The organism is Arthrobacter sp. 2MCAF14, assembly GCF_052115645.1.
GTDB lineage: Bacteria > Actinomycetota > Actinomycetes > Actinomycetales > Micrococcaceae > Arthrobacter.
Map to the genome: position 1 here is coordinate 1 of NZ_JBFRHB010000051.1, position 23,464 is coordinate 23,464.

Genomic DNA, 23,464 nt, shown 5'->3' on the forward strand with positions numbered 1-23,464 from the left:
GCATCTTCCGGAGTGCCGGTGATGATGGTGCCCATCCGCTTCGGCAGCGCTACGCGTGAAGAGCGCAAACTCGCTGAAAAGAGCGGTGTGAAGATTCTGCTTGACCCGGTTCCTGTCTCTTATGCAATATACGAGGCAGCTATCAAGACGCTCACGGAACTCAAGCAGACGGGCGTGGTCGACGCGGATTATTCAAGCACTGCTAAGACCGTCCAAGAGACGATCCGCTACCGTGAATGGGGCGAGCTCGCGCTCCTTTATCGTGCCTCGGATGTCCCGCTGTGAGCCCGTTCACGTCATCAATACCTCAACCTAGGGAGGTCGCAACCTTGCCGTCAGCAACTGCAGCGCCTATCGGCGCCAAGGACCGCAAGCCCACCTCGGCGAAAGCGTGGGTGGCCATCGCGCGCTCCTTGGCTCCACTGGTGGAGTCTGAGGTGCCGCAGGCAGCCCGAGACACGATCATCACGCCGAGGGTCGTCCAGGCGTGGAAGGACGCTGGTCTCTATGGTGTGCTGCTGCCGGAGCATCTCGGTGGCGCGGGTATTGACGATGTGACCTATCTTGAGATCGCGGAAGAGATTGCCCGTCAGGACGCTTCCGCCGGCTGGGTGTATGCCAACCACCAGACAGGCACGATTTTCCCGGGGATCCTGCTGCCCGAAGAAGCGTTCCGCGAGCTCATTGGACCGAACGGTGATGGCATCGCTTGTGGCTCCGGTTCACCCACTGGGCCCTACGGTAAGGCGAAGCGGGTCGAGGGGGGCTATCTGGTCCAGACCGGACCGAGACCTTTCGGCTCAGGCTCGCAGTACGCAGACCGAGTGGTGGCTCGCGTGGCTCTGGTCGATGACAACGATATTCCGCGGCTTGACGACAAGGGCGAACCAATCGTCGTCTTCATCTGGGTCGACAGGAAAAATGTCGAGTGGCAGCATGATTGGAACGCGTCCGGCCTCGCGGGATCGGGTTCAGGATCCTACCGGGTTATACCGCACGTTCTTGAGGAAAAATGGATGGCCCTCGAGACTGTCCACAACTTTCCCGATGACCCGGTGTTCAACCAGGGCTTCTGGCAGATCTCAGGACTGCATCACAGTGGCATCGGGCTTGGTCTGGCGAAGCGAATTCTCGAGGAGATCGCGAAGTCGACTCATGGTCGTCGCCGCGGTACCATTCCGGCCTTGGACGAGTATCCGCTGTTCCAGGCCGACTTCGTTCGGATCGAGTCACTTTATCAATCCGCCCGTGCATTCGTTTTTGACGCATACCGCGAGGTGTGGAGTGCAACTATAGAAGGCCGCCTCACTGAGATGCATTCGATCCGCGTCGATCAGGCAGCGCTCTATCTCACTCGGGTGCTGGAAGACATCTTGTCCACGGCATCGTTGTGGGCCGGTTCCGACGTGATTCCGAAGGATGGGATCTTCGCCCGCCTCAACGCCAATGCTCGAGTCGCGATGAATCATCTCCTCGTGGGCCCGCAACAGGCCGTGCACCTTGCGCCCCCGTTGCTCGAGGAGTGGCGAGGTCATGACGGGGTCTGAGCCGCCGTCGTACGGTACGGTCGATCAAGGGGAACGTAGCGTGAACCTCGCGAAGAATCACGACCCGGTCCACCTCCGGCATCGACAAGGCCCGCAGCGTCTCCGAGCCGAGGGCGTGCGGTGGGGGTCCGAGCACCGCGGTGATCACCTACCGGTTTCAGCCCGGCGCCGACGTCCCCGTCCCGGAGAGCACCCCGGTCCTGGAGCCCGGTCCCGGACAGGTGGTCGTACGAGTCCGGCTCGCGGCGCTCAACAATAGCGACCTCGGTGGCGTCAAGAGATTGCAGAGCGGTGAGGTCGTGCCCGGCCGCATTCCGGTATCGGACGGGCTGGGGGAGGTCGTGCTGTCGGTGCAGGCGTGACCGAGGTTCAGGTGGGAGCCCGCGTCGTCGGCTCGTTCCACCAGACGTGGATCAGCGGACCTATGCTGCCGGAGCACCTCGCCGGCGCTCTCGGCGGCCCCCGCGACGGGGTACTCGCAGAGTACGTCGTGCTCGAGTCGCAGGGCGTCGTAGAGGTTCCTCAGGGAATGAGTGACGACACCGCAGTGTCCTACCCCACCGCGGGGCGTGACGGCTTTTTGTGCTACGTGGGCCGTACGCCCGGGTGACACCGTGTTGGTCCAGGGCATTGGAGGAGTAAGCCTGTTCGCTCTCGGAATAGCTCTGGCTCGCGGGGGACGGGTACTGGCATTGACTTCGAGCGTAGAGAAGCATCAGCTGCTGCGTGATGCTGGCGCCGCCGAAACCCTCGACCGCTCAGATGACCGCTGGCCCGAACATGTAAGGGACGTCACCAATTGTGCTGGTGTCGATCTCGTCGTGTCGATCGCTGCGGGGGACCCCTTGACGCGATCGATGATGGCCACCCGCCTTTGGCGGCCGTATCGATGTGATCGGCACGCTCGGGTTGCAGGCTGCAGAGGCTTCGCTGGTGATCCGTCGAGCTCTCACTTTGCGGGGGCGTATGGTGGGCTCGGTCACCAACCTTGCCGAATCGCTCCGATTCGGCAGAGAGCACGAGATTCGGCCGATGCGAGTACCGCACCACGAGATCGCCACGGCATACAAGGCGCTACGCGAGAAGACGTATGTCGGCAACATTCTCGTTGACTTCGACTGACACTCTCAGCCACTTACAGGAGGAACCGTGACCGTCGCTACCTATACGTATGACAAGAACGCTGTGGAGGAGCGTAAGAGGATCCAGAAGGAGTACCTAGAATTCATCAGGGGCCTGGAGGATTCGGGCGAACTGCTAGCGGTTGGCAAGGTCGCCGACGCCTCCGTGGACATCCTCCTTCTGTTGAACGTCGCGACGCCGCGGAAGCGCAGAGTCTGCTTGCCGCGGACCCGTACAACCTTGCCGGATACATCACCAGGGTCACCGCGCACGAGTGGTCAGCTGCCACCGGAACTCTGGCCCCGCTCTGAGTAAGCGCTCCTCGGGCCACGAGCCAGGAAAGCCGGAGACGACAACAGTCGGCCGATGAGAGGAAAAATCGTGGGGAATACGAGCGAGCGGGTCACTGTCATTGCCGGGGCGCTATCGGATCTGCTCCCTGCCCTCCGACCGCGGACCATCGACCGCAGTGTCATCGAACACGCCGTCCTCCATGAAGCAGTCGGCTGCCTCGTCCCACATCCGCTTGTCTTCTTAGGCCGAGAATCGGTTCACCAAGTCCCGGATTTCTTCACGATCAAGAAGTTGTTGCAGTTTGTCTGCCAATGGCTCTTCCCTCCGCTTGTTTCATTCCTGCCGCGCGGACCCGCGGCAGGATCCGATTCGTCCGCCGCCCGTCACTTACCGCTTGTCAGGCCGTTTTTGAGTGCACTACTGAAATGCAACGTACATGCAATTTCGGTCTCGCACCACTCTCCAAAGAGTGCCCTACGCGACTTTCGAGGCGACCTGACGCGTGCCACAGAACACACATCCGGACAACGAGGGGTTTCTCGCCCCGGCGCTTGCCTTCGATCGGTGCGTGCATCAGAATTCGCGCCCGCGACATTCCGTAGGGGTGACCGATCTAGATAGCGCCTCCGTTGACCTTGTATTCGTCGGGATCAAGGCGAGGTTGTCGCGATAGTAGAGTGCTTGGCAATGGAACGCCTCATCAAGACAGACATCGATCGCATCCATCGATCGCATCAGCCGTGAATCCGTGCTGCTTCAACAGGCGCAGAACAACAACGGTCGGACCGATCCCATCTTGTAAAGCTCAACACCCACCACGGCGCTTCCACGGTGGACACTGCGCGACTGCAAGCTGCGGTGGGGCGCTTCCTCCGACTCCTAAGCACGGCTGCGGATGCACCATCCGAGAGTTGTGACGCGTTACCCGCGGTGATCGTGGCGGTCGCTTCCACGTCGCCATTCTCTGTCACTGCCACCCGCTCAGATCGCAGTCCTGATCCAGGATCTGGTCCGTGCGGGCCTTGCGGCCGCGCCGGTAGTCCAGCGCGAGCTTCTTCGTGACCGACTTTGCGTTCGCTCATCGTCAGCCCCATAGTCCGGGGCTTACCGACACCGCGACGCGATCCCGGCAGGCACACCGCTACGCGCATTCTCAAATGACTCTTCGATGCCTGCCACCCGCGCATTTTCTATGGCTCAACGACGTCTTGTGGACCCGTATTCATTTACGCTACGGTCTAGCATCAGTGTGACTACCATTCATTCGGCACGTGGCCTCCGGACGACGGTTCGAGACCATCGCAAACAGTTACCCGTTTAAGTTTTAGGAGTCCAATGTCGTACCCCGTGCTTTTTTCAACGCTGAATATCCGCGGTCATGAGCTGCGGAATCGTGCAGTCATCACCTCGCACACGGCGAGTCAGTCGTTCTTTAACCCCGCTCTACCAGCAGCAACTTACATCGAATACATTCGTCGGCGCGCCGGCAGCGTAGGGTTGATCATCACCCAGCCGCAGCTCTGGCAGCCCGGCATCGTGCAGCCACAGTGGCTCATTGACCGGCATGGTGAATTGGCCGAAGCAGTGCATGCCGAGGGCGCAAAAATCATGCTTCAGATAGTGCACCTGGGCGTGTACGGCCGAAGCGATCCCGACTTGCATGCGCCCCCGTTGTACGGATTCGGCGTCAATCAGTCCGTCGCAGGCGAGGCATCCCACGAGATGGACGATGCCGAGATCACGATGATGATCGAAGGCTACCGCTCGGTGGCCCGTCTCGCCGCCGAAGCAGGATTCGATGGTGTCGAAGCACACGGTGGACACGGCTACCTGATCCAGCAGTCACTCACTCCGGAGTTCAACTCACGAACCGACCGCTGGGGGACTGACCCCACCTTGTTTGCGCGACGCATTATCCAGGCAGCGCGTGAAGAGGTGGGCCCGAACCGCATCGTGGGTTACCGCACCACCACTGACGACCTGCGAAGCCCGGAGGACGGCGGCATCGGTTTTGAGCGTGGCGCCCAGCTGCTGAAGAAGATCCTGGCCACAGGCGAGGTCGACGTGCTCAACACCACCATCGGCTACGGTGGGCCGAGCTACTCGCGCTCCATCCCGGACTACCGACACGGTGACGCGCCCAACATCCCCCCGGTGGAGCGTCTCCGCGAGGCCGCCGACGTGAAAATTCCGATCATCGGAACCGGTAGTATACTCACGGCGGACGTCGCCGAGTCGGTCCTCGCCAGCGGAGCCTGCGAGCTTGTGGCCATGACCCGGGCCCACATTGCGGATCCTGAACACATGCTCAAGGTCGCCGGGGGCCACGGCCACCGCGTGCGACCGTGCGTGGGCGCTAACGACTGCGTGAACCGCGTGCAGTCCGGGTTTCCGGAGATCACGTGTTTCCATAACCCGGAGGTTCTGCGTGAGCAGGAACTTGCGGTCCTCCCAACGGTCGAGCAGCGGAAGGTCCTGGTGATCGGTGCCGGGCCTGCCGGCCTGAAGGCCGCCGAGATCGCTGCACGCCGTGGACACGATGTCCACCTTTACGACGGCGCCGGGCGGCCCGGTGGCCGCCTGCGGCACTCAGCCGACACTGCAGGATCGGCCCTGGTGGGCTCGATCGACTACCTGTTCGCCGAGCTGGCCGAGCTGGGCGTCAAGTTGGTGTCGCAGAACGTCGGTGAAGGCGAGCTGCAGGAGATTGCGCCAGACGAGGTTATCCTGGCAAGCGGGACCCGCCCCAATGTCGAGCGAGCGTTCGCTGGAGCCCAGGCCGCTGGGGCGATCGATAGTTCGGAGGCCTTGGATGTCCACCTGGGGCACCGCGTGTTTGTCTACGACACGTTGGGTGCCAATGAAGGACCTCTCGTCGCTGAGGCACTCGCTAAACGGGGCCACCAAGTCACCTATGGGACGCCCGAGGAGACGGTAGGGCCGCAAAGCGGATACCTGCATCGTGCGCAATACGTCCAGACGCTCTACGGGGTGGTCAGCCGCGTCATCGTCCGCGGACGTATCGGATTCATCGAGGTTGGCACCGCACTGGTCGCGACTCCGGAGGGTGCAGATATCGACACACTGCAGTACGACTCGCTCGTCGTGGTGGCGGCGCCGCAACCCGACCTCGTCCTCGTGCCGGTGTTGAAGCGTCTGGGCATTGCCTACCGTGTCGCGGGCGACGCCGTCGCTCCTCGCCTTGCTGCGCAGGCTTTCAAGGGCGGCCACGAGGCTGGCCTGGCGGTCTGACGGCAACCAGCGTCCCGATCACAATGGGCAGATTCAAGGGTCGTCGCAACACCAACTGAACTAAGTTCTAGCAGACGCTCGGCTGGGGTATCGCAGCCGAGCGTCTTGCATGGACGGCCGTGGTGCTTATGTGTGACGTGCTCTAGACAGTCTCCGCAGGATCGGCGTCACCCGTCTTGCAGCGTGGCTGAAGGCGCGAGGCTGCCGCAACAGCGCCGGTGTCGCGAAGGCCCCGTCGATGCCGCTCGCACGCAGACCACTACCGTTCCTGCCCATGCCGTCGGCTCAGCATCCAGTGGGTCATGTTGGGCTACCGCTATAACTGCCGGGGGGAAGCCCATGATGGTGTATGCACGCAAGGGTGAGATTCTGGGATCAGAGAAGTCGGAGCCAGCTGAATACTGCTTGTAGCACGTCCTAACCTCGTCGATCCCCAGCCCGTAGCCGCTGGCTTTCTCCAGCCGTGAAGGAAATCGGTGATCCGCGGTGGCATCTGTCGCCTGCCAGGAGGATGGGACCGTTGTAGCCCGTTTTTTGCCACCTTCACGGGACCACCTGTTTAGCCAGTCATGGGACCGCTCTGCGTGTTGCGCCGGGGAGTCCTTCGTTTCCTTGTTTGATCATCGCGTCAGTGTTCTCGACGTGGAGGTCAGCCGGGGTGGTTTTCAGGGAGGTCAGCGTGGTTGAGATTCGGGAAGTTTTGCGGGCGTGGCTGGACGGTGCGGGGTTACGTACCGTGGGCGAGCGGGCCGGGGTGGATAGGAAAACGGCGCGCCGGTACGTCCAGGCGGTCGAGGCGGCGGGGCTGGTGCGGGACGCCGGGGCCGGCGCGACTACGGATGAGCTCGTAGGGTCTGAGACTAAAGCGGGGTTCCATGGTTTCAAGTGCGAGCAGGAATTCGCTTTTGAAGCCCTCGTCGATGAACATCTGGGCGCTTCTGCAGGGGTCACTTTCAACGAAGGTGACGCGATCGCTTCACGGTGGGTGAAGACGATCGTGCAGTCACCAGCTACCGCGGCATTGGTCGAGCCCTCAGGTCGTCGGGATGAGTGTGCTCCGAATTGCACAGTGTGCCAGCCTGACTTAACCAAGATGACTGGTTCCAGTGCAACCCCGTTGGCGCGGATATCGGATGCTGGTCAATCCGATGTTCCAAGCCCCCGCGTCCGGTAGGCGGTGCCCTTGTCCATGTTCCATCCGGCGAGCATTCCATAGCCGAGGAGTTGGTCGCTTAGTTTGGCCAGGCGGTAGCCGGGGTCTGCTTCCAGGGCGAGTTGCATGTACTGGTGGGCTTTGCTGCCGCGGCCTTCCCACCAGTTGATGTAGCCGATGGCCGTGAGGAGAGGCGCCGAGTGTTTAGAGCTGCTCAGCGTGTAGGCATGGAGCAGTATCTGCTGGGCCCATTCGACCCGGGTCCATTGAGGCTTGCCCGGGGCCTGGGCCAGGAGGATCTGGTCCATAGGGCCGTCGACGCCTGGGATGTCCGCCATTAGCTGGTCGCGGATGGCTGCGAACTGGAAGTTTGCGATCAAAGCGATGGTCTGATCGTCGGTTGGGTAGGTTTTGGCTTCGAGGATCCCAGTCCAGAGCGTTCTCGCCTTTTCGATCGCGCTGTGGTCATGGAACTGCCCGATTGATTTAACGCGATCCTCGACGGCATCAAACGTCGCCTCCTTGTTTGACGGCGGCAAAGTGATCCGGCCGGTTCGTGCGACCGCGCTCCCGCGATACACGAGCTCGGCGTTGATTTCACTGGAGTCGACAATCGACAGGGGCAGCGCGCAGTTCAGGTTGGGATCGTCGTCGTACGGCGAGACTGTCTCGTCGCCGACGAGGAGACCGTCCCGGATGGTGATGTTCCGCTCCGCTAACGCGCCGGTCAGAGCGGCGATTACCTCTGCATAGGGTTTGTCCTCACCAACTGTCAGGGCGGTCGAGGTGTAGACGGCAAACAGAGCGCTGGTGGCGTTCGTGTCGTTCGCGAGGTAGCTGGCGACTGTTTGCGCATAGGCGCTTTCGCGGCCGTCGTGCTTGGGGAGATCCACGCGGAGAGTCACTCCGATGTGATTGGCGTCCAGAGTAATGCACACCAGGCTTTCCTGCGGCCAGAAGCCCAGGGTGTGGCCGATGAAACTGAGGACATCGGCAGGGGTCTTGATGGTGAGCGTTTCCATGATCTTTCACTCTCAGAGGCGGCGTCGGCCGTGGGCGTTGGTTTTCGGCGTCGTTCTGATAGAGGATTCACTGCTGGGTATGAGGGGCCGGAGTGCAACTTGGGGAACCGGCGTCAATCCAAAAGTTCGCGAGGAAATAAGCAGAGCGCCGAACGGAGTTTTGGATTGAGGCCGGCGCAAAGCGCCCTGGTTGCGCGGAGGACCCCGCCCAGCGATGATCGAGCATCAGAATGACAAACAGCGAAGATTTCTTCTGCCTCTTCATGGCTGGGTTGTTGCGGCGCAGCATGACGCCGGGGCGTCTTGTTACTTCGACGAGGAACTTACCGTGCGAGCCTTGCGCCGGAGCGCCTCTCAAGGGCGAGCTCGGCGCGTTCGACGACGAAGCGTTCGTGTGCGTCGAGGCGCACGTTGGTCGCGCTGCCGGCCATTTCACAGTCGCGGATTTCGACCAGGCGACGATGGAGCTGGGTTTCGGCGTGCCGGCTGAGAACGATGAGTGCACTGGCCCGTCGCTTCTCGAGGATTAGGTCGTGGTGGGTGAAAGCCACGCGGTTCCAGATCGGCCGGATTTCCAGGAGCAGGAGCCGGACATGGAGTAAGAAGTTGCCGTGTTTGAGGTGGCCTGCGAGGCGGGGGAGAAGCAGCCCGAGGCTCACAAGCAGAACCGCGAACGTTTCGCCCACCCAGTAGAGGACGGTCAGGACGACCGCAGATGGGCTGGCAGCGCCGTCGATCTTCGTTACGACTCCATAGACCAGACGGTCGACGAGGACCAGAGCAAAGAGGACGCATCCGATGGCGATGAGGACGAAAGCAGATCGGAATGCACGCGCCCGCATGCTTGGGACATTGTCATGGCACACCCGTGCGATATCGAGGCAGATCCACATGATGAACGCGGACCCGCTCCAGAGGAACACTGCCATTCCGGACTGGTCGCCGTAGCTTAGAGGCAAGTTGGGATCGGTAAAGGGGGTGTGACTTGTGAGAAATCCTGCCGTCACTGCCGAGCACGAAATGACCACAGCCCACCGGCCGAAGGCGAGTTGCCGACCTCGTACTTCAATGTCTTCAACCGCCGCCAGCAGGATGGCCGTCCGGAACTGCCAGAATCCAAGGAGCAGAGACAAAAGAGTGACCAGACCGACGTGGTTCCGGCCGCCGAGCAATGGATCGACCCCGTAGTAGACCGCGGGAATGTATAGGGTGCAGGCGATCCCCGCGAGGATGGTCGCCCGGAAGACGCTGCCGCGGTGCCGATCGAGCGCGGCGGGCAGACGGAGGATCGTCAGGACCCAGAGCATGGCTGCCGGGACGTACTCCATCAGCCAAACACTTTGCGGAACGCCAACGGTTCGGGTGGGGTACCGGCGTCGCTGTTGATGATGCGCGTTGCGAGCTGATCAGCGAGGGCTTCCGCAGCGAGTTCCGCGTCATCGGTGTAACTGCTGCGGGCAAGAGCAAGCAGCACCAGTTCGCCGTCAAGGTCGGGGAGGAGGCTCTTGACCAGCTCGCTGCTGACGCCGTCAAGATCGTGATCGAGGATCATGTGGCTGAATTCGTGGAGGATGATCTGCTGCCGGTGCCAGTCGGATTTGGTCGGCGCGTGGAAGACGACGTCCCGGTCCTCGCAGATGAGCCAGAGCCCGCACACCTCTTCCTTGGCTAGTTCGGGAAGCTCCGCAATCGTGATGGTTCTGCCGCGCTTTCGCTCGAGTTTCTTATGGATGAGCTCAAGCGTGGCGTCGTTGGGCAAGCTGAACGCGTGTTCGGCCTTCCTCGCTACTTTGCGGGCTTCACGGTAGTTCATTGCCGGCCAGTACGGGAGAGCGCGGAACATTGACCGGGCCGATTTGGTCCAGGGAATACCCGTTGGGGTACAAGGAGGATCCGGCCTCGCCGGGTGTGAAATGCGCCTGTGTCTTCAGCGAACGACGGCGGGTGATCGCGTTGCGCAGCTCGAGCCCCCTTTTGAGCGCGGCCCGGGATATCGAACCGGCGCGGGGGAGGCCGAGCGAGGAGGTGAGGCGGTCGTCGTCGAGCATGTTGCTGATGAGCCGCTTCGCCAGTGGGCGGAGTGGAACCGGCAACCGGCTCTGGAAAACCTGGACGGTGGCGTCCATCAGGTGTTGGCCTTCGGCCGATGGCGCCACGTTGGCCGCCTCGTAGCGGTCGAAGAAGCCTTCGGCATCCGCGTAGCTGGTGGGCACGCTTGTAATGTTCATGCGGTCGCCCAGCTCGATGAAGAAGCGTGAAGCGGCTGCCAGCTCCGCCGTGGTGGGTTGGCGCCAACCGTGCTTTTGGACCCAGCGGATCGGAACAACCAGCAGGGTGAGCAGTACGTAGAGGAAATCGTCTTTGCTGCCGGGGACGTTGCGGTGCACACGATTGAGCAATTCGACCATTGCCTGGCCGCGGTCGCTGTCGAGGCCGTTGGCGATGAGCTCGTAGATGACGATGGCGGTATCGTAGGAGCGCTTCACGGGACGCTGCTGGATTTCCGCATTCGTGTAGAGGGGCGCGGCGATGCCAGGGATCGCGAAGTTCCGGTAGTAGGAGAGGAAGAACCCGAGCTCCATGTCGGCGGCGAGGTCGAAGAGAACCATTTGGCGGAACGTTGCCTCCCAGCGGTCGGGGGAGGCGGTTTGCTGGCAGTGGAGGCTTGCAGCGAGAGTGGCGTGGATGTTCAAGGTTCCCCCCGTTCGCCGTGCCTTGAATCTGCGGTCGAAAGTGGGGCTCGAGCTCCCCAGCTTGGCTGACCTCTTCTATCGTAGAACTGTTGCTTTCACGTGGCTAGTTAACATGTAGACGGGTCTACTTCTTGGTTAGCGGCGCGTCGTTTGCCAGTGCTCTGACCAAACCCTTTTCTCCCTGGCGCATCATGAGGGCGTGGGCAGCTGTGAAGGCTGGGGCTGCGACCGGGGCGAGGAGATTCATCCATCGCCGGGTGGGACGGACCCGCCATTCGATGTCCATGCGTGTGGCTCTGCCATTCGTTTCGGGGGAGAGGGTGACCCGGCCGTTGCCGTCGAGGTGGCCACCCGCGTCGAACGCAATTTCGCTTGGGGTGACGACCATTGTCGGGTGGATGCTGATGGTGAGGGTGTAGCCGAGAGACGCCTTGAAGTTTAAGTACGAGGTGGTTGCCTTGAGGATGTCCTCCTGGGAGTCGCTGTCTGACACGGTCCGTGTGAGCGGTGCGGCAAAGCTGCAATCCGGCCACCAACTGGGCCAGCTCATGTCGACGTCGGCGATGATCGCCCACACTTGCTCTGGGGTGGCGGGAAGATGCCACGTGGAACTGAGGTCGAAGAGGCGCGGGTTCACGGGGATTTTTCGCAGCTTTCATCAAGGCGGCGGTTCGCGGCAGGTTCAATTTCGATATAGGTTGAGGTGCCAAGGCTGCCACCTCTGAAGTTTGGCGGCAATTGGTGGCGTTCTGTGACCGTTCGACCAATGGAAACCAGTGTTCAGCTCATGTGTGACGTGGGGGTCCGCTGGATTCCCGGGGGATGAGGGTGGGCATGGATTTGCGGATGTGTGGTTCCTTGCCTGGGTTGACGATGAGATCGATGGCGGTACTGGCGATCTGGGCGAGGGGGACCCGAACTGAGGACAGGGGGGTGGAGAGCCTGGCAGAAAGGGGAGTGTCGTTGTATCCGACGAGTGCCAGGTCCTGCCCGACGGTGATCCCGAAGTGGTGTGCTGCGGCGATGACGCCCAGCGCTATGTTGTCGTTGGCCGCGAACACGGCAGTAGGGCGTTTTCCAGACCCTCCACCCAGCAACGATTCTCCGGCTGTGAATCCGTTTTCTATGCCATAGCCAGCAGCGATCAGCCATTCTTGGGGCGGGTTGATGCCGGCCCCCTCAAATGCCCGGCGGGCGCCCGCGAGGCGGCCGACGCCGCTGGAGGTGAAAGAAGGGCCGGTCACGACCGCGATGTCGCGGTGGCCCAAGTCGATGAGGTGCCGAACGGCCAGGTATCCGCCTACTTCGTCGTCGCCGACTGCGGAGGGACTCACGCCGTCGGTACGCAAAACAAGCGCGTGCGCCACGCCGCGTTTGCGCAGCAGGCGCGGCAGGTCGTCGTCGAGCCGGGCGGTTGCCAGGATCAGTCCGTCGACGTTGCGGTCCAGGAGGGTTTCGGCGGCGCGACGTTCGTCTTCAGGATCGTCCCCGCTGGTGGCCACCATGGCAAAGTAGCCGCGATCAGAGGCCGCGCGTTCGAGTTCCTCGAACATCAGCGCCATCACCGTGTCGCTGAGGCGTGGCACCAGCACCCCGAGCGTCCGGGTTTCCCCCCGGCGCAGGCTCGATGCGAAGGAGTTTCGGCGGTAGCCGAGTTCCTCGGCAATTTTCCGGACGTGCTGGGCCGCCGCCGAGCGTGAGGCGGTGCGCTCGTCAAGGGCGCGGCTGGCGGTGGAAAGACTCACGCCACTGGCCGCGGCGACATCCCGCAACGTGACGCTTGCGCTTGGTGCAGCCGGTTCCATGTGAATACTCCTGTTCGGGATGGTCTTAGAAGACACTATATTTCCTCCTTGCTGGGAACTTGTCCTTGACAGTGAGCTGGAACACGCCGCAATGAAAAGGTTCCCGCAAACGTTCTCACATTCTAGCGGGACTACGATCAAGAAAACAGAAGAAGCTCTCATGACCATCGATCTTCGCGGGCTCGTTCCCGCACCTGTAACGCCGTTCAACCGGGACGGCAGCGTCGACGTTGACGCGATCCACCGGCTCGGTGGCTGGCTGGCCGGCGTCGAGGGCGTCAAGGGCCTCGTCGTTCTTGGCCACGCAGGCGAAGGAACCTTTCTCACCCAGGAGGAGCAGGCCCTCGTCATCCGCGCCTTCCGCGAGGCAGTGAACGACAGCCTGCCGATCATCGCCGGCATCACTGGAGAGGGAAACACCGTCGCTGCCCTGGAGGCCAAGCGCGCGGTCGAGGCCGGCGCTTCTGCCGGACTTGTCTACCCCTCGCACGGCTGGCTGCGCTTCAGATACCAGAAGGGTGCACCGCAGACCCGCTACAAGGAGATCTACGAAACGTCGGGGCTGCCGCTCATTCTCTTCCAGTACCCGGACGCCACCAAGGCCACCTACGATCTGGAAACCCAGTTGGAGATCGCCGGCCTGGAAGGAGTGTTCGCCACCAAGAACGGCGTACGGAACATGAAGCGCTGGGATACCGAAATCCCCGTTCTTCGCGCTACCTACCCGGAGCTGCAGATCCTGACCTGCCATGACGAGTATTTGCTGCACACGATGTTCGACGTCGACGGCGCACTGGTCGGCTACGGCGGACTCGCCCCGGAGCCGCTGGTGGAGCTGATCGCAGCCGGCAGGGCAAAGGACTACGCAGCGGCGCGCGCCATCCACGACCGCCTCCTGCCGGTGACCAAGACCGTCTACCACCGTGGTTCCCACATGGAAGGGACCGTTGCCCTCAAGGAAGGACTCGTCGCCCGAGGCATCCTGGAGCACGCCACCGTCCGGCCGCCGCTGCTCCCTCTGGCTGAAGGTGCCGGTGACGAAATCGCTTTGGCACTCAAGTCCGCCAACCTGGGCAGCGTAACCGTTCCCGCCTGATCCTCGCCGATCCCAAGGATGGCGGGCCAACCGCCCGCCATCCTCCCCAACGATTCACTCTCCAACCTGGTCAACGACGACCCCAGCACCGCAGCTGGAGAAGGAGGACTCGCGATGCGCGAGCTGAACAAGACCGCCCCAGCCCTCAAGGACCACCCGGCGCAGACGGCCTCCGCAGGAGGTGCCGCACCTTCGGGCGGCACGTCTGCGGTTTTACCCCCGCAGGGAGATCCGGTTCATCCTGGCCTTCGCCCTGTTGGGAACCCTGTTCGACGGCGCCGAGCTGAACCTGATCGGCTTTCCGCTCGCGTACATTTCCGACGGCCTGCACGTCTCCACGATTGCCCTGATCACGGTCGCGACGGTGCAGGGCTTCGCCTCCATCCTCGGCGGCTTCGTGTTCGGCACCCTCGGGGACACCCTGGGCCGGCGCCGCACGTTCGCGATCTCGGTCCTCGCGTTCGGTGTCGCGGCCACCCTCGGCGGGCTGGCCACGAACCACGAGATGTTCCTTCTGACCCGGGTGCTCGCCGGCGTCGGCATGGGCGGGCTTTTCGGGCTGTCGTTCTCCATGTTCACCGAATGCTGGCAGACCACGAAACGCGGCACGATGGGCGGGATCATCCAGTCCATGTACTTCGTCGGCGAAATCCTCACCGCAGGCCTCATCTACCTGTTCCTGTCCACCCTGGGCCACGACCTGGGCTGGCGGGCCGGCTACGTCGCGATCGGACTGATCAGTCTCGTGATCGGGGCAGCAGCCCTGAAGCTGTTGCCCGAATCCAAGCAATGGCTCGCCTACCAGGAACACCGCAGGAACGGCACGCTTCCGCCGGAACTGCGCCGCTCCAAGGTCCCCGTGATCGACATCTTCCGCCCACGCTTCGTCTACGGGACCGTGCTGTTCATGATCTTGTCTACCGCGATGTTCCTGACAACCAACTCGGTAGGTGCCTACCTGTCCACCTACCTGCTCAGGACCCAGCAATTGCCGCTCGACACGGTGAGCCTGATCGTACTTTTCGGGTACGTCTCCACGATCATCACCTACTCAGCAGCCGGCTTCATCTCCGACCGGATCCGCCGCAAGTACGCGTTCACGGCAGCATGCGTCTTCGGAGCCATAGGCTTCGTCTGGTTCCTGTCCCTGCTCACCTCGGGGCACGCGCAAATCACTGGCGCGTTCTGGACTGCCCCCGCGTTCTGGGCACTCATGATGTGTGCCGGAGGCGCCGGCGGCTTCGGTGTACTCGGTGTCTGGATGTCCGAGTTCTTCCCCACCCGCATCCGTTCCACCGGCTCCAGCGCCAGCTACTACGTAGGACGCGGCCTCGGAGCCGGAGTCTTTCCCCTCTTCGCACTCACCCTCGCCGGCACCGTCCCGTTCGCTCTCGCGCTCGGCATCATCGGCCCCTTGGCAGGTGTCCTCTTCTCCGTCCTGACCCCCGACCGCACCGGACGCACCATCGCCGACCTCGAATAACATGACCCAGAAACGAAATCCCCACTTGCACTACCGTTTGTCCCGTTGTTCGCGCTCCGCCGTGAACAACGGGACAACCGGTACACGTGCGGCCATGGGCGGCGGCGAATTTTCCCCAGGGAAGCCTGGCCGATCGCCAAGGCTCGAGATTTTCGTAACGACTCCTCCCAAACGATGGATCGCGATCGCCGAACGCAAAGAAAGCGGGAGCCGACGTCGTCCACCTGTTCAGAAACATGTGGCTCACTCCAAAACGGGAGTATCCGCATCCAATGCCGTGACGAGCACAGGGTGTCGCTGCGCATCACGGGGCGCGACTGATCTTCGTCTCACTTAATTTCGCCCCACGTTTACCCCACGGAAACGATGAAAAACGCTGGCAGGTCACGGGCTTAGCTCCGCCCAGAAAACGCTGAGATTCCGCGGATTTTCAAGCCAACACGAACCCTTGGCAATCATTGGAATACGCCCTCCCATGAGAAGAGGTCAGAAGTTCGAGTCTCCTTAGCTCCACCGAAGTGACAAGTGATGATGAGACGGTACCTTCGCTGTTTGACGTGGGAAGACTCCTCCCTTCGTAGGACCGTGTCGGACCTTGGGATTTGGTCTCGGCCGGATGCGCGGCCGAGGAGGACCTCTCGGGCCACTGGCGGAGAGCCTTGCTGCCGCTCTGTTCTGACATCCACGACTCGGCGCGTCCGGCGCCGAGACAGACACCCTTCCGATCTCATAATCGAGAGTCACGTGCGGCGAACGCATCGTTTACCATTTTCGGTATCGGCCGTTACTCCGGAGCGTAGCGCAGGCGGAGCCCTTGGCCGACGAAGATGTACTGGCCCCGCGCCCTGGGGTCGAAGGGATTCATGAGCATGCGTATCTTCCGGTTGTCGTTCAGCACATCTGTGACGACGAGCAATCGCCACAGCCCATTGCGGGCGTTCGCTTGAGCAGCGAGCACTTGGGTCTCGCCCAATTCGAACTGACCGCCCTCGCTTTGGCTGCTCTTCACTTCATAAAGCAAAGGCCCCCTACGGCTGGGAACCTGGAAGTCCCACCCCAGGCCGTCGTCGCCCCGCCCTGGGAAAGCCAGCTCACGGTACGCGGATACCCAGCACTCAGGGCTGAACGCCTCCTTGTGGAGGCGGTCCAGCCATCTGTAGGCCAGCCATTCGCCGGCGAAGCCGATCGCATCTCTCTGCTGGTCGCTTAGCCGAGGTTGGCGGGCCATGCCGAGTGATTGGCCGCCGGACCCGCCCTTGCCGCTGGATTGTTGTGAAACATCTTGAAGCGGCGTGTAGCGGTTCCGAGTGCTGATGACCCCCGGAGTGGCCTCCAGAGAGCGTTCGAGGGCTTCAACGAGGGCGTTGTGTCCATTCTCGAGGTCGAACGCCTGGTTGTCGATGTAGACGATGCGTCGGATGCGGGCGGCATCGGCCCGCCGTTGCGCCTCCTCCGTGCGCTGTGCCTCAAGGTTTGAGGCGTTCAGGCCCAGCGTTGCCGGGTCCGCCGATAGCGGCATATCGGCTGGCCAGAGTTCCAGAGCCTGCAGCCATTGAAGCAGATCGTCTCCGTCGAGCCTTACGAAGTCCAAGGCACCCGCTCGATCGAGCGCATTGAGCGCAGTGCGGCGGGCGGTTTCCGGGTCGGTCCATGGCGATTCGACGGGCTGGCCCAGGACAGCGAGCCAAGCCCGTACGATTTCACCAAGGCGGCCGATCGAGGTGCTGACCAGGTGGGCGTTGGCCGCGGCGCACTCTGCCCTGGGGATGAGCGGGCTACTGGTTGAAGGTGGCGCGGTGCCGAGCAGGCGTTGGAGCTCTGCATTTACACGCTCATCCATCTCTTCCGCCGAGAGACTGTCGCGTGTCCGCCCACATCCCGGATCTGGCGTTATAGTGGTCGGGTCACGAAGGGCGCCCCAGTCAGGTTGGGGGTGCAAGGCTTGGAAGCGATCCCAACGCGCCCACCGAATCCTGTCGAGGATCCGATCGTGGTGTCGGCGGATGTGGTCAGCGAAGTCGTCGGCGAGCTGTTTCGTGTAGTCGATCGGACGGTAGCGCCTGCCGAGTGTCTGGAGGGTCGCATTGAGTTGCTCCAGCGGGATTTCGAGCCTCCGCCGCAGGTCGTCGACGGAAGAAGTGTCGAGGGCGCATTTCAAAAGCTCAGCGGCACCGATAGGCAACTGCGTGGTGAGCAGGGCGAGTTCGTGACGTATGTCGGATTCGCCGCTCAGTCCGGAGGTCTCGGGGTCGAAGGAAGATGCGGCCTCGGGTCCGGCGAAAAGGGCTACAAACGGGTAGAGGCGTTCCAGCAACGGGGTCACGGACGCTTCAATGCGCCGGGCCGTCGTGTGGACGTCGTCCAAGGAGACTTCGCAGGCGTTCGCGACATCATCGTGGGTGATGTCGTAGATAGGAACGGAGGCGGACTGCATCCGGGTGACGGCTAGGCGGAACTCGGTTGCAATCTCCGATCGACCCATTAGATGCATCAGCGGCTCCGCGAGGGCGTCCAGGGTCGTCCATTCCAGGTTCTGTCTGCCTTTTGCCACTACTAGGGTCGGGAATGTGGCGTCAGGGACGGACAGCACTCCTTGCGACCGGGCGGGGAGGGAACGGGTGTGGTCGCCGATGCTGACCTCTATTTGGGCGGCGAATACAAGCCGCACTCGCCGCAATGCGGCAAGGCCATCTTCGAAGGCACGCTGCCCGAGGTGGCTGAAGGAGCCGCGCCGGAATTCGAGCAACGTAGCGATCAGGAGAGGCAGCTTCGGCATCATGTCGACGAGGAGCGTAGCGTCAGTGGCAGCGATACCGGAGAAACGGCTACCATCGACCAGCACGATCGGGGCAATGTCGCTCGCACGCTTGACGCGTTCGCCGATTCGCTTTTTCAGGAGTGCCGTTACCTGATCCGCCCCGCTGGAGACGGAGAGTACTGGGCGTTGGAAGTCAGCAAGTAGTCGTAGGAGGCTCCGCTCGTCATCGGTTGAAGCCACGACCAGATCATGCGGCTCCGGCTCCTCGCCCACTGGCGGGATAGTGAGCGCCGTCGTGGTCCCGCCGACGTCGGCGACTAGCCAAGAGACCGCATCATCTGGGAGCGGTCGTGGATCAGGGAGGGTTATGCAATCGGCCCAGGCGCGCTGGTACAAGTTGCGAAATTGTGCGACATAGAGGTCTGGCACCTCATCGGATGCCACGAGTTGGCCCAGGTGGCAGACCAGACGAGGAGCATCCTCCTGGGCACCCCACACCCCGAGGCCCAGCTGCCGGAGTCGCCGAATCGCCTGAGGGTCGTCGTCGAGGAAGTCTCGCAACTGCTTGGACAGCAAGGTGGCGAAGCGTGGAGGGGTCTCGTCGCCCCGGATAGGGAAGGTCCAGCTCTGCGCCGGGGTGACGAACGCCTCGTGCGCTTGCCCTGGACGTTGGACCGGCAGTCATGGCGCCGTCGCAAGGAAGGCCTGAAAAGGTGTGACGAAGCGTCGCGGGTCACGGTATCCAGTTCGGTCCCGTTCCCACGTGGTCATGAAAACCTCGTCTTCCCACTCCTTCAGCCCGTAGAGGACCTGACGGCACAGGGCTTGCCGTACCTTCTCGGTCAGCTGGTCCCAGTCGGCTTGGCCTGGCAGCCAGAAGAGAGAAGTCATCTGCTTGTACGGGGTCTCTGGGTGGTAGGCGTGTGACCTCGTCTGGAGCTGTCCTCGCCATTGCTCGGCGACGGCGGCGGGCATCCCGGGGACATTGCTGAGTGAGCTGGCAACAAGAGAGCGGCCGTATAGCGTACGGGCTTCCCTGTACTCGATCGGCGGCAGTAGGTCTCTGATACCGATCCGTCTCAGGAAATCCACCCAGGCGGCAGTATTGTCCACGGCTCCGGGCAACTCGGACGGCATCGCCATCAGCCGGCTTGAGAGCGCGCTTAGCTCCATCGAGCGATTGCCCGGGGTATTCGCGATGAGTGCCAGATCCTCGCCCCGTGTTCCTGGCCATCCGGCGGAGAAGAGCGCCTCGGCGGCCGGGATCCAGCGGTCTTCGACCGTTGGTACTCGCAGACCGAGTTCAGACAGGTTCATGTTGGTGGGTGCGCTGCGGCTGAGATTGAAGACGAGCCGAATCGCGTCACGGAATACCGCTTTGGAGCGGCTTCCAGCAAGTACACCACGGACGTGTTCGAGAATGCTGCGTGTGTCGAAACCTCGGATCAGGCGGTTGTTCTGGAAGAAGCTGCGGGCCGGGGTGCGCTGACGGTTGACGTACCAGGTCAAGCCGCTGTGCAGGTTGAACAGCCGATTACGGAGCGATTTGGGGAGTTCAAGATCGACCTCCGGGTCGAAGTTGTCTTCCTCGTCGACGGGTTGGCGGGCAGGCGGGAAGAATGGCGTCGCCTCCCGCGAGGTCACATTGTCGGGGACCCGACCGCTACTAGCGCAAGGGCGCAGTTCCCAGTCGTCGGTCAGGAGGATACGGCGAGAGCGAAGCGCGCCCGCTTGCGAATCGAACAATAGGGCGATGTCCGCATACGCCTGGTCCCATTCTGCGATCGGGCGCTGTTTGGCGCGCATGTCCTCGAGCATTGCTTCCGTCCAGGTGGCCAGTAGCTCGCCGCTGGGATCAGCGCTGAGGCGGAGTGCCGCCAGCAGGTCTTTGATGCGACGAGCGCGCCCAGGTTCGAGTTCGGGGAGGAAATCCACCTCGCATGCCTTCGTCGCACGGGCGGCCGTCAACACGCCCGTTTCGGACGACGGCCAGCGCCAAGCCTCGTTGAAGGATATCCATCGACCGGAGGTCTGCGCTGGCAGGAACCTGCGCTCGTCAAGGGGCGCCCCTTGGGCGTCGGCCTGCTCTATAAGGAACGAAACCCACTGAGAATCCCAGCAGACGATGTCGAGTACCGACTCCGGCTGGCATTCAGACCAGGCCGTCAGGGCCTCGGCGGCATCCAGGCAGAGTTCGGCGGCGGCTGACAGTAGAAGGCGATTGAGCGGGTTGGCGTCGTCGACATCTGTGCGGGCGAGATTTGTTGAGAATGGCGCATTAACGTGCCCTGCAAAGGGCGACGGTGCCTTCTCGCCTAAGGGCAGGTAGGTGAAGAACCGTCCTGTGGTGGCGGTCGGTGTGCCGTAGGGCACGGCGATTGACACTTCGACGGGTGACTTCGACTTCTCCCAGCGGGAATCGAGCTGGTAGTTCTCCACGGCTGAGTGAATCGCGGCAGCGACCGTTTTGGGCGATACGGCACGGGTGAATACCAAATAGCGGTGGTGGCCGCCGAGAGAAACAAGTTCGCACGACGGTCCCGTCTGCAAGTCGGGGATGCTTTCCGTGTCCCGTGTGAGCACCATTGCGGTGACGTTTCCGTGGTGTTCCTTCTGGATGGTGACCTGCGCGAGGCGACGCAGGAACAGCAGTACCGGTACCCTTGAGCCCGATATCTCATCGAGGAGGGCAGCAACCAGATCCCGCGCATCCCCGCGAAGAGGCAAGCGGATCACCGAGGCGAAGCCTTGGCGCCAGAGTTCGCTCACACGGTCGGGCATGTGCTCCGACGGCACGGTGATGCTATAGAGCGACATCTCCTCGAGCACATGCTGGGTGCTGCCAGGATCGCCATCGACCAACTCAGGGATATCGTCTGGCTGGGCGAAGCGGAAGCAGAACCCCGGCGTGCCGTCCGGCAGGGTGCTGTAGACCTCCGGCGCCTGGCAGACCTGCAGCACGCTCTTGAAACCGACGCCCTTGTTGCCGATTCCCTGCCCGATCTCTTTGTCGCTCAGCCCGAGATTCGCGATCGCCCGGACGTTGCTGGTGGTAAACCCCTGGCCTGTGTTGGCCGCATAGAGAACACCATGATCGAATTCGTCTTCATCCAGGATGATGGCGAGGCGTCCGTCGGTGCGATCCGGGTCCTGCTCGTCGTAGCCGTTCTGAATCAGCTCGAACAGGAAGCGGCCCCCGTATTCCTGGACGGTGTGGTCGATCATGCTTTTCACGGAGCGGGCGAAGTCTGCGTCCTCACGCGTGTTTAGGTGGGCATGTACGGTCCGTCGGGCGCGCTTGCGCAGCCAGGCATCGGCCGCTTCACGCGATGTCGGCGTCGCGGCATCCTCCCCGCTCATTGGCGGCCTCCCGGACGTATGTGTGTATTGGATCCTGCTGTTGCACCAGATCTTAGTAGGGTCGCCGCAGCATCCGTCGAAATTCTGGGCGGTTTCGCTGGCCCAGAGCGGTTCCGGCCGGCCCGTCTCGTCGCTCAGGTGCTTGCTTAGAGCAACGATGTGGGTGAGGGCCTGTGAGACTCTCTGGCTTCTGGGGCGAAGGGGAACGGAAATTGGCGGTAAGCATGAGGTGTCACGGGCCCCAACTATGCAATTCAGGCAATGGATGATCCAGAGTTGGCCTTCATCCGCTTGGAGCCAGCGGGCGACCTCGCCTGGGACATCCTCAAACGTATTCCGGCTCACCGGGTGAAGGATGTCATCTGGATGGACGTTGAAGATGTCGAGTACCCGATTGGGATCAACCCGTTCCGGGGTACTGATCCGGAGCAAATCAGAAGCCACATTATCGACATCATGAAGGTGGAGTCGGGGGACTCATGGAGCCCGACAATCCAGCGCGTAATGAGTGCCGCTGTGTTCACTACGGCGTACCTCGGCTAACTTTTTATGACACTCGCCGGCTGCTCGTCAACGCTGATTTTCGGAGCACCCAGCCGCGTAGACTGCATCGACAGAAGTACCCGCAGTTGTGACAGGAATCGGACTGGGTAGGCGGTCGCCCGGACGCGGTGACGGACTCTAGCGTGAATCGGCTCGACCAGTTCCAAGGCACCCGACTGACGCGCAACATCCTCAGCCAAAAGGAGGGGCTCGATTTTGGCCAGATTATTAGGGAGCACAAGATTCTCCTGGTCCCGTTGCTGGCGTCCCGCATTGGTGAAACTAATGCCAACGCGTTGGGCCAGATGATTCGAGAGATGGCGCAGATGGCCGCGATGCGGCAGCCCATCAATGCTCGGCAGGCCAGCATGATCATGATGGACGAGTACCGGCATTTTGCCGATAAGAACCGGACGCGCTCGGCGCCTTATAGCGAACCCCGTAAGTATCGCCAGGCCAACGTCATCGCTTCGCAGTACTTGGGACAACTACCGAAGGACATCCAAGACACCATCGAGCGCAACGTGGCGACGCACATCGCGTTCGGGCAGTTGCCCGAAGAAGCGAAGAACGTGGTGAAGCGATTCGCGCCGATGGCGAAAGAACTCTCGTGAACCTGCCGCGCTACACAGCGGTGGGACGTATCAACTCAACTGAAGGCATGGCCCCGACGGTGACGTTCAGGACGGCGCCACCCGCACCCATGACCCCTCATTGGTCGCAGATCATTGCCAATACGAGGAAGACATATGCAAGACCTAGAACGCAAGTGGAGGCTGAGATTTTGACCAGGCACGCAGCCCCTGAACCCAAACGCAGACCAGCGACGTTAATGAAAAAACTGTTTTGTTCATTGTTTCGCCGGGTGTTTTGTTAGGGAAATATCTGCGTCCCTCGTTTGCACAGGTCAGCGGCACTTTGCACGCGGGGCGGTAGGTTCCTCTTGAACATACTTCCTCTCTATCTCCCACACAGAAGGCCGTCCACGACACCATCTCCGAATTTCCCCAAATTACATCCTCCCAAATCCGACGGCTTCACTACTCCGAAACCAAAAATGGCCAGGAAGTACGTTCCCGGAGACACCTCACGAGGCTCTACAAGCTAGGTCTGGTTGAACGTATCTGGGGGATCTATGGAGAGGATAGGCAAGAGTACGTCTACCAACTTCCTGATAGCGGTAAACGGGCTCATCGCATTTGAGGGTGTAGCGGGGGTGGGCGCGTCGGTGGCCGGATAGAGGTCGAGGTCTTCCGATGATGGAAGTTCCTACACTGCCCATCCGGAAGACCTCGACGTGTCCAACGCTACCTTCCTGCCTCCTGACCTGACTACG

At 62.0% G+C, this 23,464-nt stretch carries 19 protein-coding genes and 2 pseudogenes; 12 read left to right on the forward strand and 9 right to left on the reverse strand.

From position 1 onward, the window contains the following. From AB4074_RS22375 to AB4074_RS22405, 7 genes and pseudogenes are all read left to right on the forward strand, one after another. On the forward strand, positions 1 to 285 hold a 285-nt coding region (locus tag AB4074_RS22375; RefSeq protein ID WP_441415353.1), incomplete at its 5' end, for a hypothetical protein. A 152-nt stretch (positions 286 to 437) separates the two neighbouring features. Continuing rightward, a complete protein-coding gene (locus tag AB4074_RS22380; RefSeq protein WP_441415354.1) occupies positions 438 to 1,547 on the forward strand; it encodes an acyl-CoA dehydrogenase family protein in 1,110 nt (369 codons plus the stop codon). 140 nt (positions 1,548 to 1,687) lie between these two features. After that, positions 1,688 to 1,909, forward strand: coding sequence for a hypothetical protein (locus tag AB4074_RS22385; protein ID WP_441415355.1), 222 nt, complete (start codon positions 1,688 to 1,690; stop codon positions 1,907 to 1,909). Beyond that, positions 1,906 to 2,157 carry a hypothetical protein gene (locus AB4074_RS22390; protein WP_441415356.1) on the forward strand — a complete coding sequence of 84 codons (252 nt, stop codon included), beginning with the start codon at positions 1,906 to 1,908 and terminating at the stop codon, positions 2,155 to 2,157. The genes AB4074_RS22385 and AB4074_RS22390 overlap by 4 nt, the downstream gene beginning before the upstream one ends. A 4-nt stretch (positions 2,158 to 2,161) precedes the next feature. Further along, positions 2,162 to 2,407 (forward strand): annotated as a pseudogene (locus tag AB4074_RS22395) (zinc-binding dehydrogenase); the annotation flags it as partial. Positions 2,408 to 2,480: 73 nt separating this feature from the next. Next, on the forward strand, positions 2,481 to 2,669 hold the full coding sequence (locus tag AB4074_RS22400; RefSeq protein WP_441415371.1) for a hypothetical protein: 189 nt from the start codon (positions 2,481 to 2,483) through the stop codon (positions 2,667 to 2,669). A 1,629-nt stretch (positions 2,670 to 4,298) separates the two neighbouring features. Beyond that, positions 4,299 to 6,215 (forward strand): oxidoreductase, encoded by a 1,917-nt coding sequence (locus AB4074_RS22405; RefSeq protein WP_441415357.1) that lies wholly within the window; start codon positions 4,299 to 4,301, stop codon positions 6,213 to 6,215. A gap of 167 nt (positions 6,216 to 6,382) precedes the next feature. Here the strand turns inward: AB4074_RS22405 and AB4074_RS22410 are convergent. The 7 genes and pseudogenes from AB4074_RS22410 to AB4074_RS22440 all read right to left on the reverse strand — a co-directional run. Further along, positions 6,383 to 6,703: pseudogene (locus AB4074_RS22410) on the reverse strand (alpha/beta hydrolase fold domain-containing protein); the annotation flags it as partial. A gap of 652 nt (positions 6,704 to 7,355) precedes the next feature. Continuing rightward, positions 7,356 to 8,390 (reverse strand): DUF4192 family protein, encoded by a 1,035-nt coding sequence (locus AB4074_RS22415; RefSeq protein WP_441415358.1) that lies wholly within the window; start codon positions 8,388 to 8,390, stop codon positions 7,356 to 7,358. 323 nt (positions 8,391 to 8,713) lie between these two features. Then, complete coding sequence (locus AB4074_RS22420) at positions 8,714 to 9,718, reverse strand: hypothetical protein (RefSeq protein WP_441415359.1); 1,005 nt, start codon at positions 9,716 to 9,718, stop codon at positions 8,714 to 8,716. Further along, positions 9,718 to 10,203: a hypothetical protein gene (locus AB4074_RS22425; protein WP_441415360.1), complete on the reverse strand. Its 486-nt coding sequence runs from the start codon at positions 10,201 to 10,203 to the stop codon at positions 9,718 to 9,720. The genes AB4074_RS22420 and AB4074_RS22425 overlap by 1 nt, the downstream gene beginning before the upstream one ends. Continuing rightward, positions 10,190 to 11,083: an oxygenase MpaB family protein gene (locus tag AB4074_RS22430; protein ID WP_441415361.1), complete on the reverse strand. Its 894-nt coding sequence runs from the start codon at positions 11,081 to 11,083 to the stop codon at positions 10,190 to 10,192. Before AB4074_RS22430 ends, AB4074_RS22425 begins: the two co-directional genes overlap by 14 nt. Before the next feature lie 124 nt (positions 11,084 to 11,207). Further along, positions 11,208 to 11,720 (reverse strand): SRPBCC family protein, encoded by a 513-nt coding sequence (locus AB4074_RS22435; protein ID WP_441415362.1) that lies wholly within the window; start codon positions 11,718 to 11,720, stop codon positions 11,208 to 11,210. A 148-nt stretch (positions 11,721 to 11,868) separates the two neighbouring features. Next, the gene (locus tag AB4074_RS22440; RefSeq protein ID WP_441415363.1) at positions 11,869 to 12,888 is read right to left on the reverse strand and encodes a LacI family DNA-binding transcriptional regulator; all 1,020 of its coding nucleotides are present in this window, start codon (positions 12,886 to 12,888) and stop codon (positions 11,869 to 11,871) included. A gap of 160 nt (positions 12,889 to 13,048) precedes the next feature. On the opposite strand from AB4074_RS22440, the gene AB4074_RS22445 reads away from it, so the two are divergent. Beyond that, complete coding sequence (locus tag AB4074_RS22445) at positions 13,049 to 13,984, forward strand: dihydrodipicolinate synthase family protein (RefSeq protein WP_441415364.1); 936 nt, start codon at positions 13,049 to 13,051, stop codon at positions 13,982 to 13,984. A 181-nt stretch (positions 13,985 to 14,165) separates the two neighbouring features. Then, entirely contained in the window at positions 14,166 to 15,467 is a 1,302-nt protein-coding gene (locus tag AB4074_RS22450; protein ID WP_441415365.1) for an MFS transporter, read from the forward strand. Positions 15,468 to 16,251: 784 nt separating this feature from the next. Here AB4074_RS22450 and AB4074_RS22455 read toward each other — a convergent pair. Next, on the reverse strand, positions 16,252 to 18,465 hold the full coding sequence (locus AB4074_RS22455) for a hypothetical protein (protein ID WP_441415366.1): 2,214 nt from the start codon (positions 18,463 to 18,465) through the stop codon (positions 16,252 to 16,254). A gap of 441 nt (positions 18,466 to 18,906) precedes the next feature. Next, positions 18,907 to 21,585 (reverse strand): sacsin N-terminal ATP-binding-like domain-containing protein, encoded by a 2,679-nt coding sequence (locus tag AB4074_RS22460; protein ID WP_441415367.1) that lies wholly within the window; start codon positions 21,583 to 21,585, stop codon positions 18,907 to 18,909. Between the two features lie 261 nt (positions 21,586 to 21,846). On the opposite strand from AB4074_RS22460, the gene AB4074_RS22465 reads away from it, so the two are divergent. The 3 genes from AB4074_RS22465 to AB4074_RS22475 all read left to right on the forward strand — a co-directional run bounded on the left by AB4074_RS22465 (position 21,847) and on the right by AB4074_RS22475 (position 23,331). Then, the gene (locus AB4074_RS22465) at positions 21,847 to 22,128 is read left to right on the forward strand and encodes a hypothetical protein (RefSeq protein WP_441415368.1); all 282 of its coding nucleotides are present in this window, start codon (positions 21,847 to 21,849) and stop codon (positions 22,126 to 22,128) included. Positions 22,129 to 22,271: 143 nt separating this feature from the next. After that, complete coding sequence (locus AB4074_RS22470) at positions 22,272 to 22,742, forward strand: hypothetical protein (protein ID WP_441415369.1); 471 nt, start codon at positions 22,272 to 22,274, stop codon at positions 22,740 to 22,742. A gap of 379 nt (positions 22,743 to 23,121) precedes the next feature. Then, the gene (locus tag AB4074_RS22475; protein WP_441415370.1) at positions 23,122 to 23,331 is read left to right on the forward strand and encodes a replication-relaxation family protein; all 210 of its coding nucleotides are present in this window, start codon (positions 23,122 to 23,124) and stop codon (positions 23,329 to 23,331) included. The last annotated feature ends 133 nt before the right edge of the window (positions 23,332 to 23,464 follow it).

Excerpts from the sequence above, each read along its gene's own strand:
- AB4074_RS22405 (WP_441415357.1), top strand. The coding sequence starts at position 4,299 with ATGTCGTACCCCGTGCTTTTTTCAACGCTGAATATCCGCGGTCATGAG.
- AB4074_RS22415 (WP_441415358.1), bottom strand. The coding sequence starts at position 8,390 with ATGGAAACGCTCACCATCAAGACCCCTGCCGATGTCCTCAGTTTCATC.
- AB4074_RS22420 (WP_441415359.1), bottom strand. The coding sequence starts at position 9,718 with ATGGAGTACGTCCCGGCAGCCATGCTCTGGGTCCTGACGATCCTCCGT.
- AB4074_RS22425 (WP_441415360.1), bottom strand. The coding sequence starts at position 10,203 with ATGAACTACCGTGAAGCCCGCAAAGTAGCGAGGAAGGCCGAACACGCG.
- AB4074_RS22440 (WP_441415363.1), bottom strand. The coding sequence starts at position 12,888 with ATGGAACCGGCTGCACCAAGCGCAAGCGTCACGTTGCGGGATGTCGCC.
- AB4074_RS22445 (WP_441415364.1), top strand. The coding sequence starts at position 13,049 with ATGACCATCGATCTTCGCGGGCTCGTTCCCGCACCTGTAACGCCGTTC.
- AB4074_RS22460 (WP_441415367.1), bottom strand. The coding sequence starts at position 21,585 with ATGAGCGGGGAGGATGCCGCGACGCCGACATCGCGTGAAGCGGCCGAT.
- AB4074_RS22465 (WP_441415368.1), top strand. The coding sequence starts at position 21,847 with ATGGATGATCCAGAGTTGGCCTTCATCCGCTTGGAGCCAGCGGGCGAC.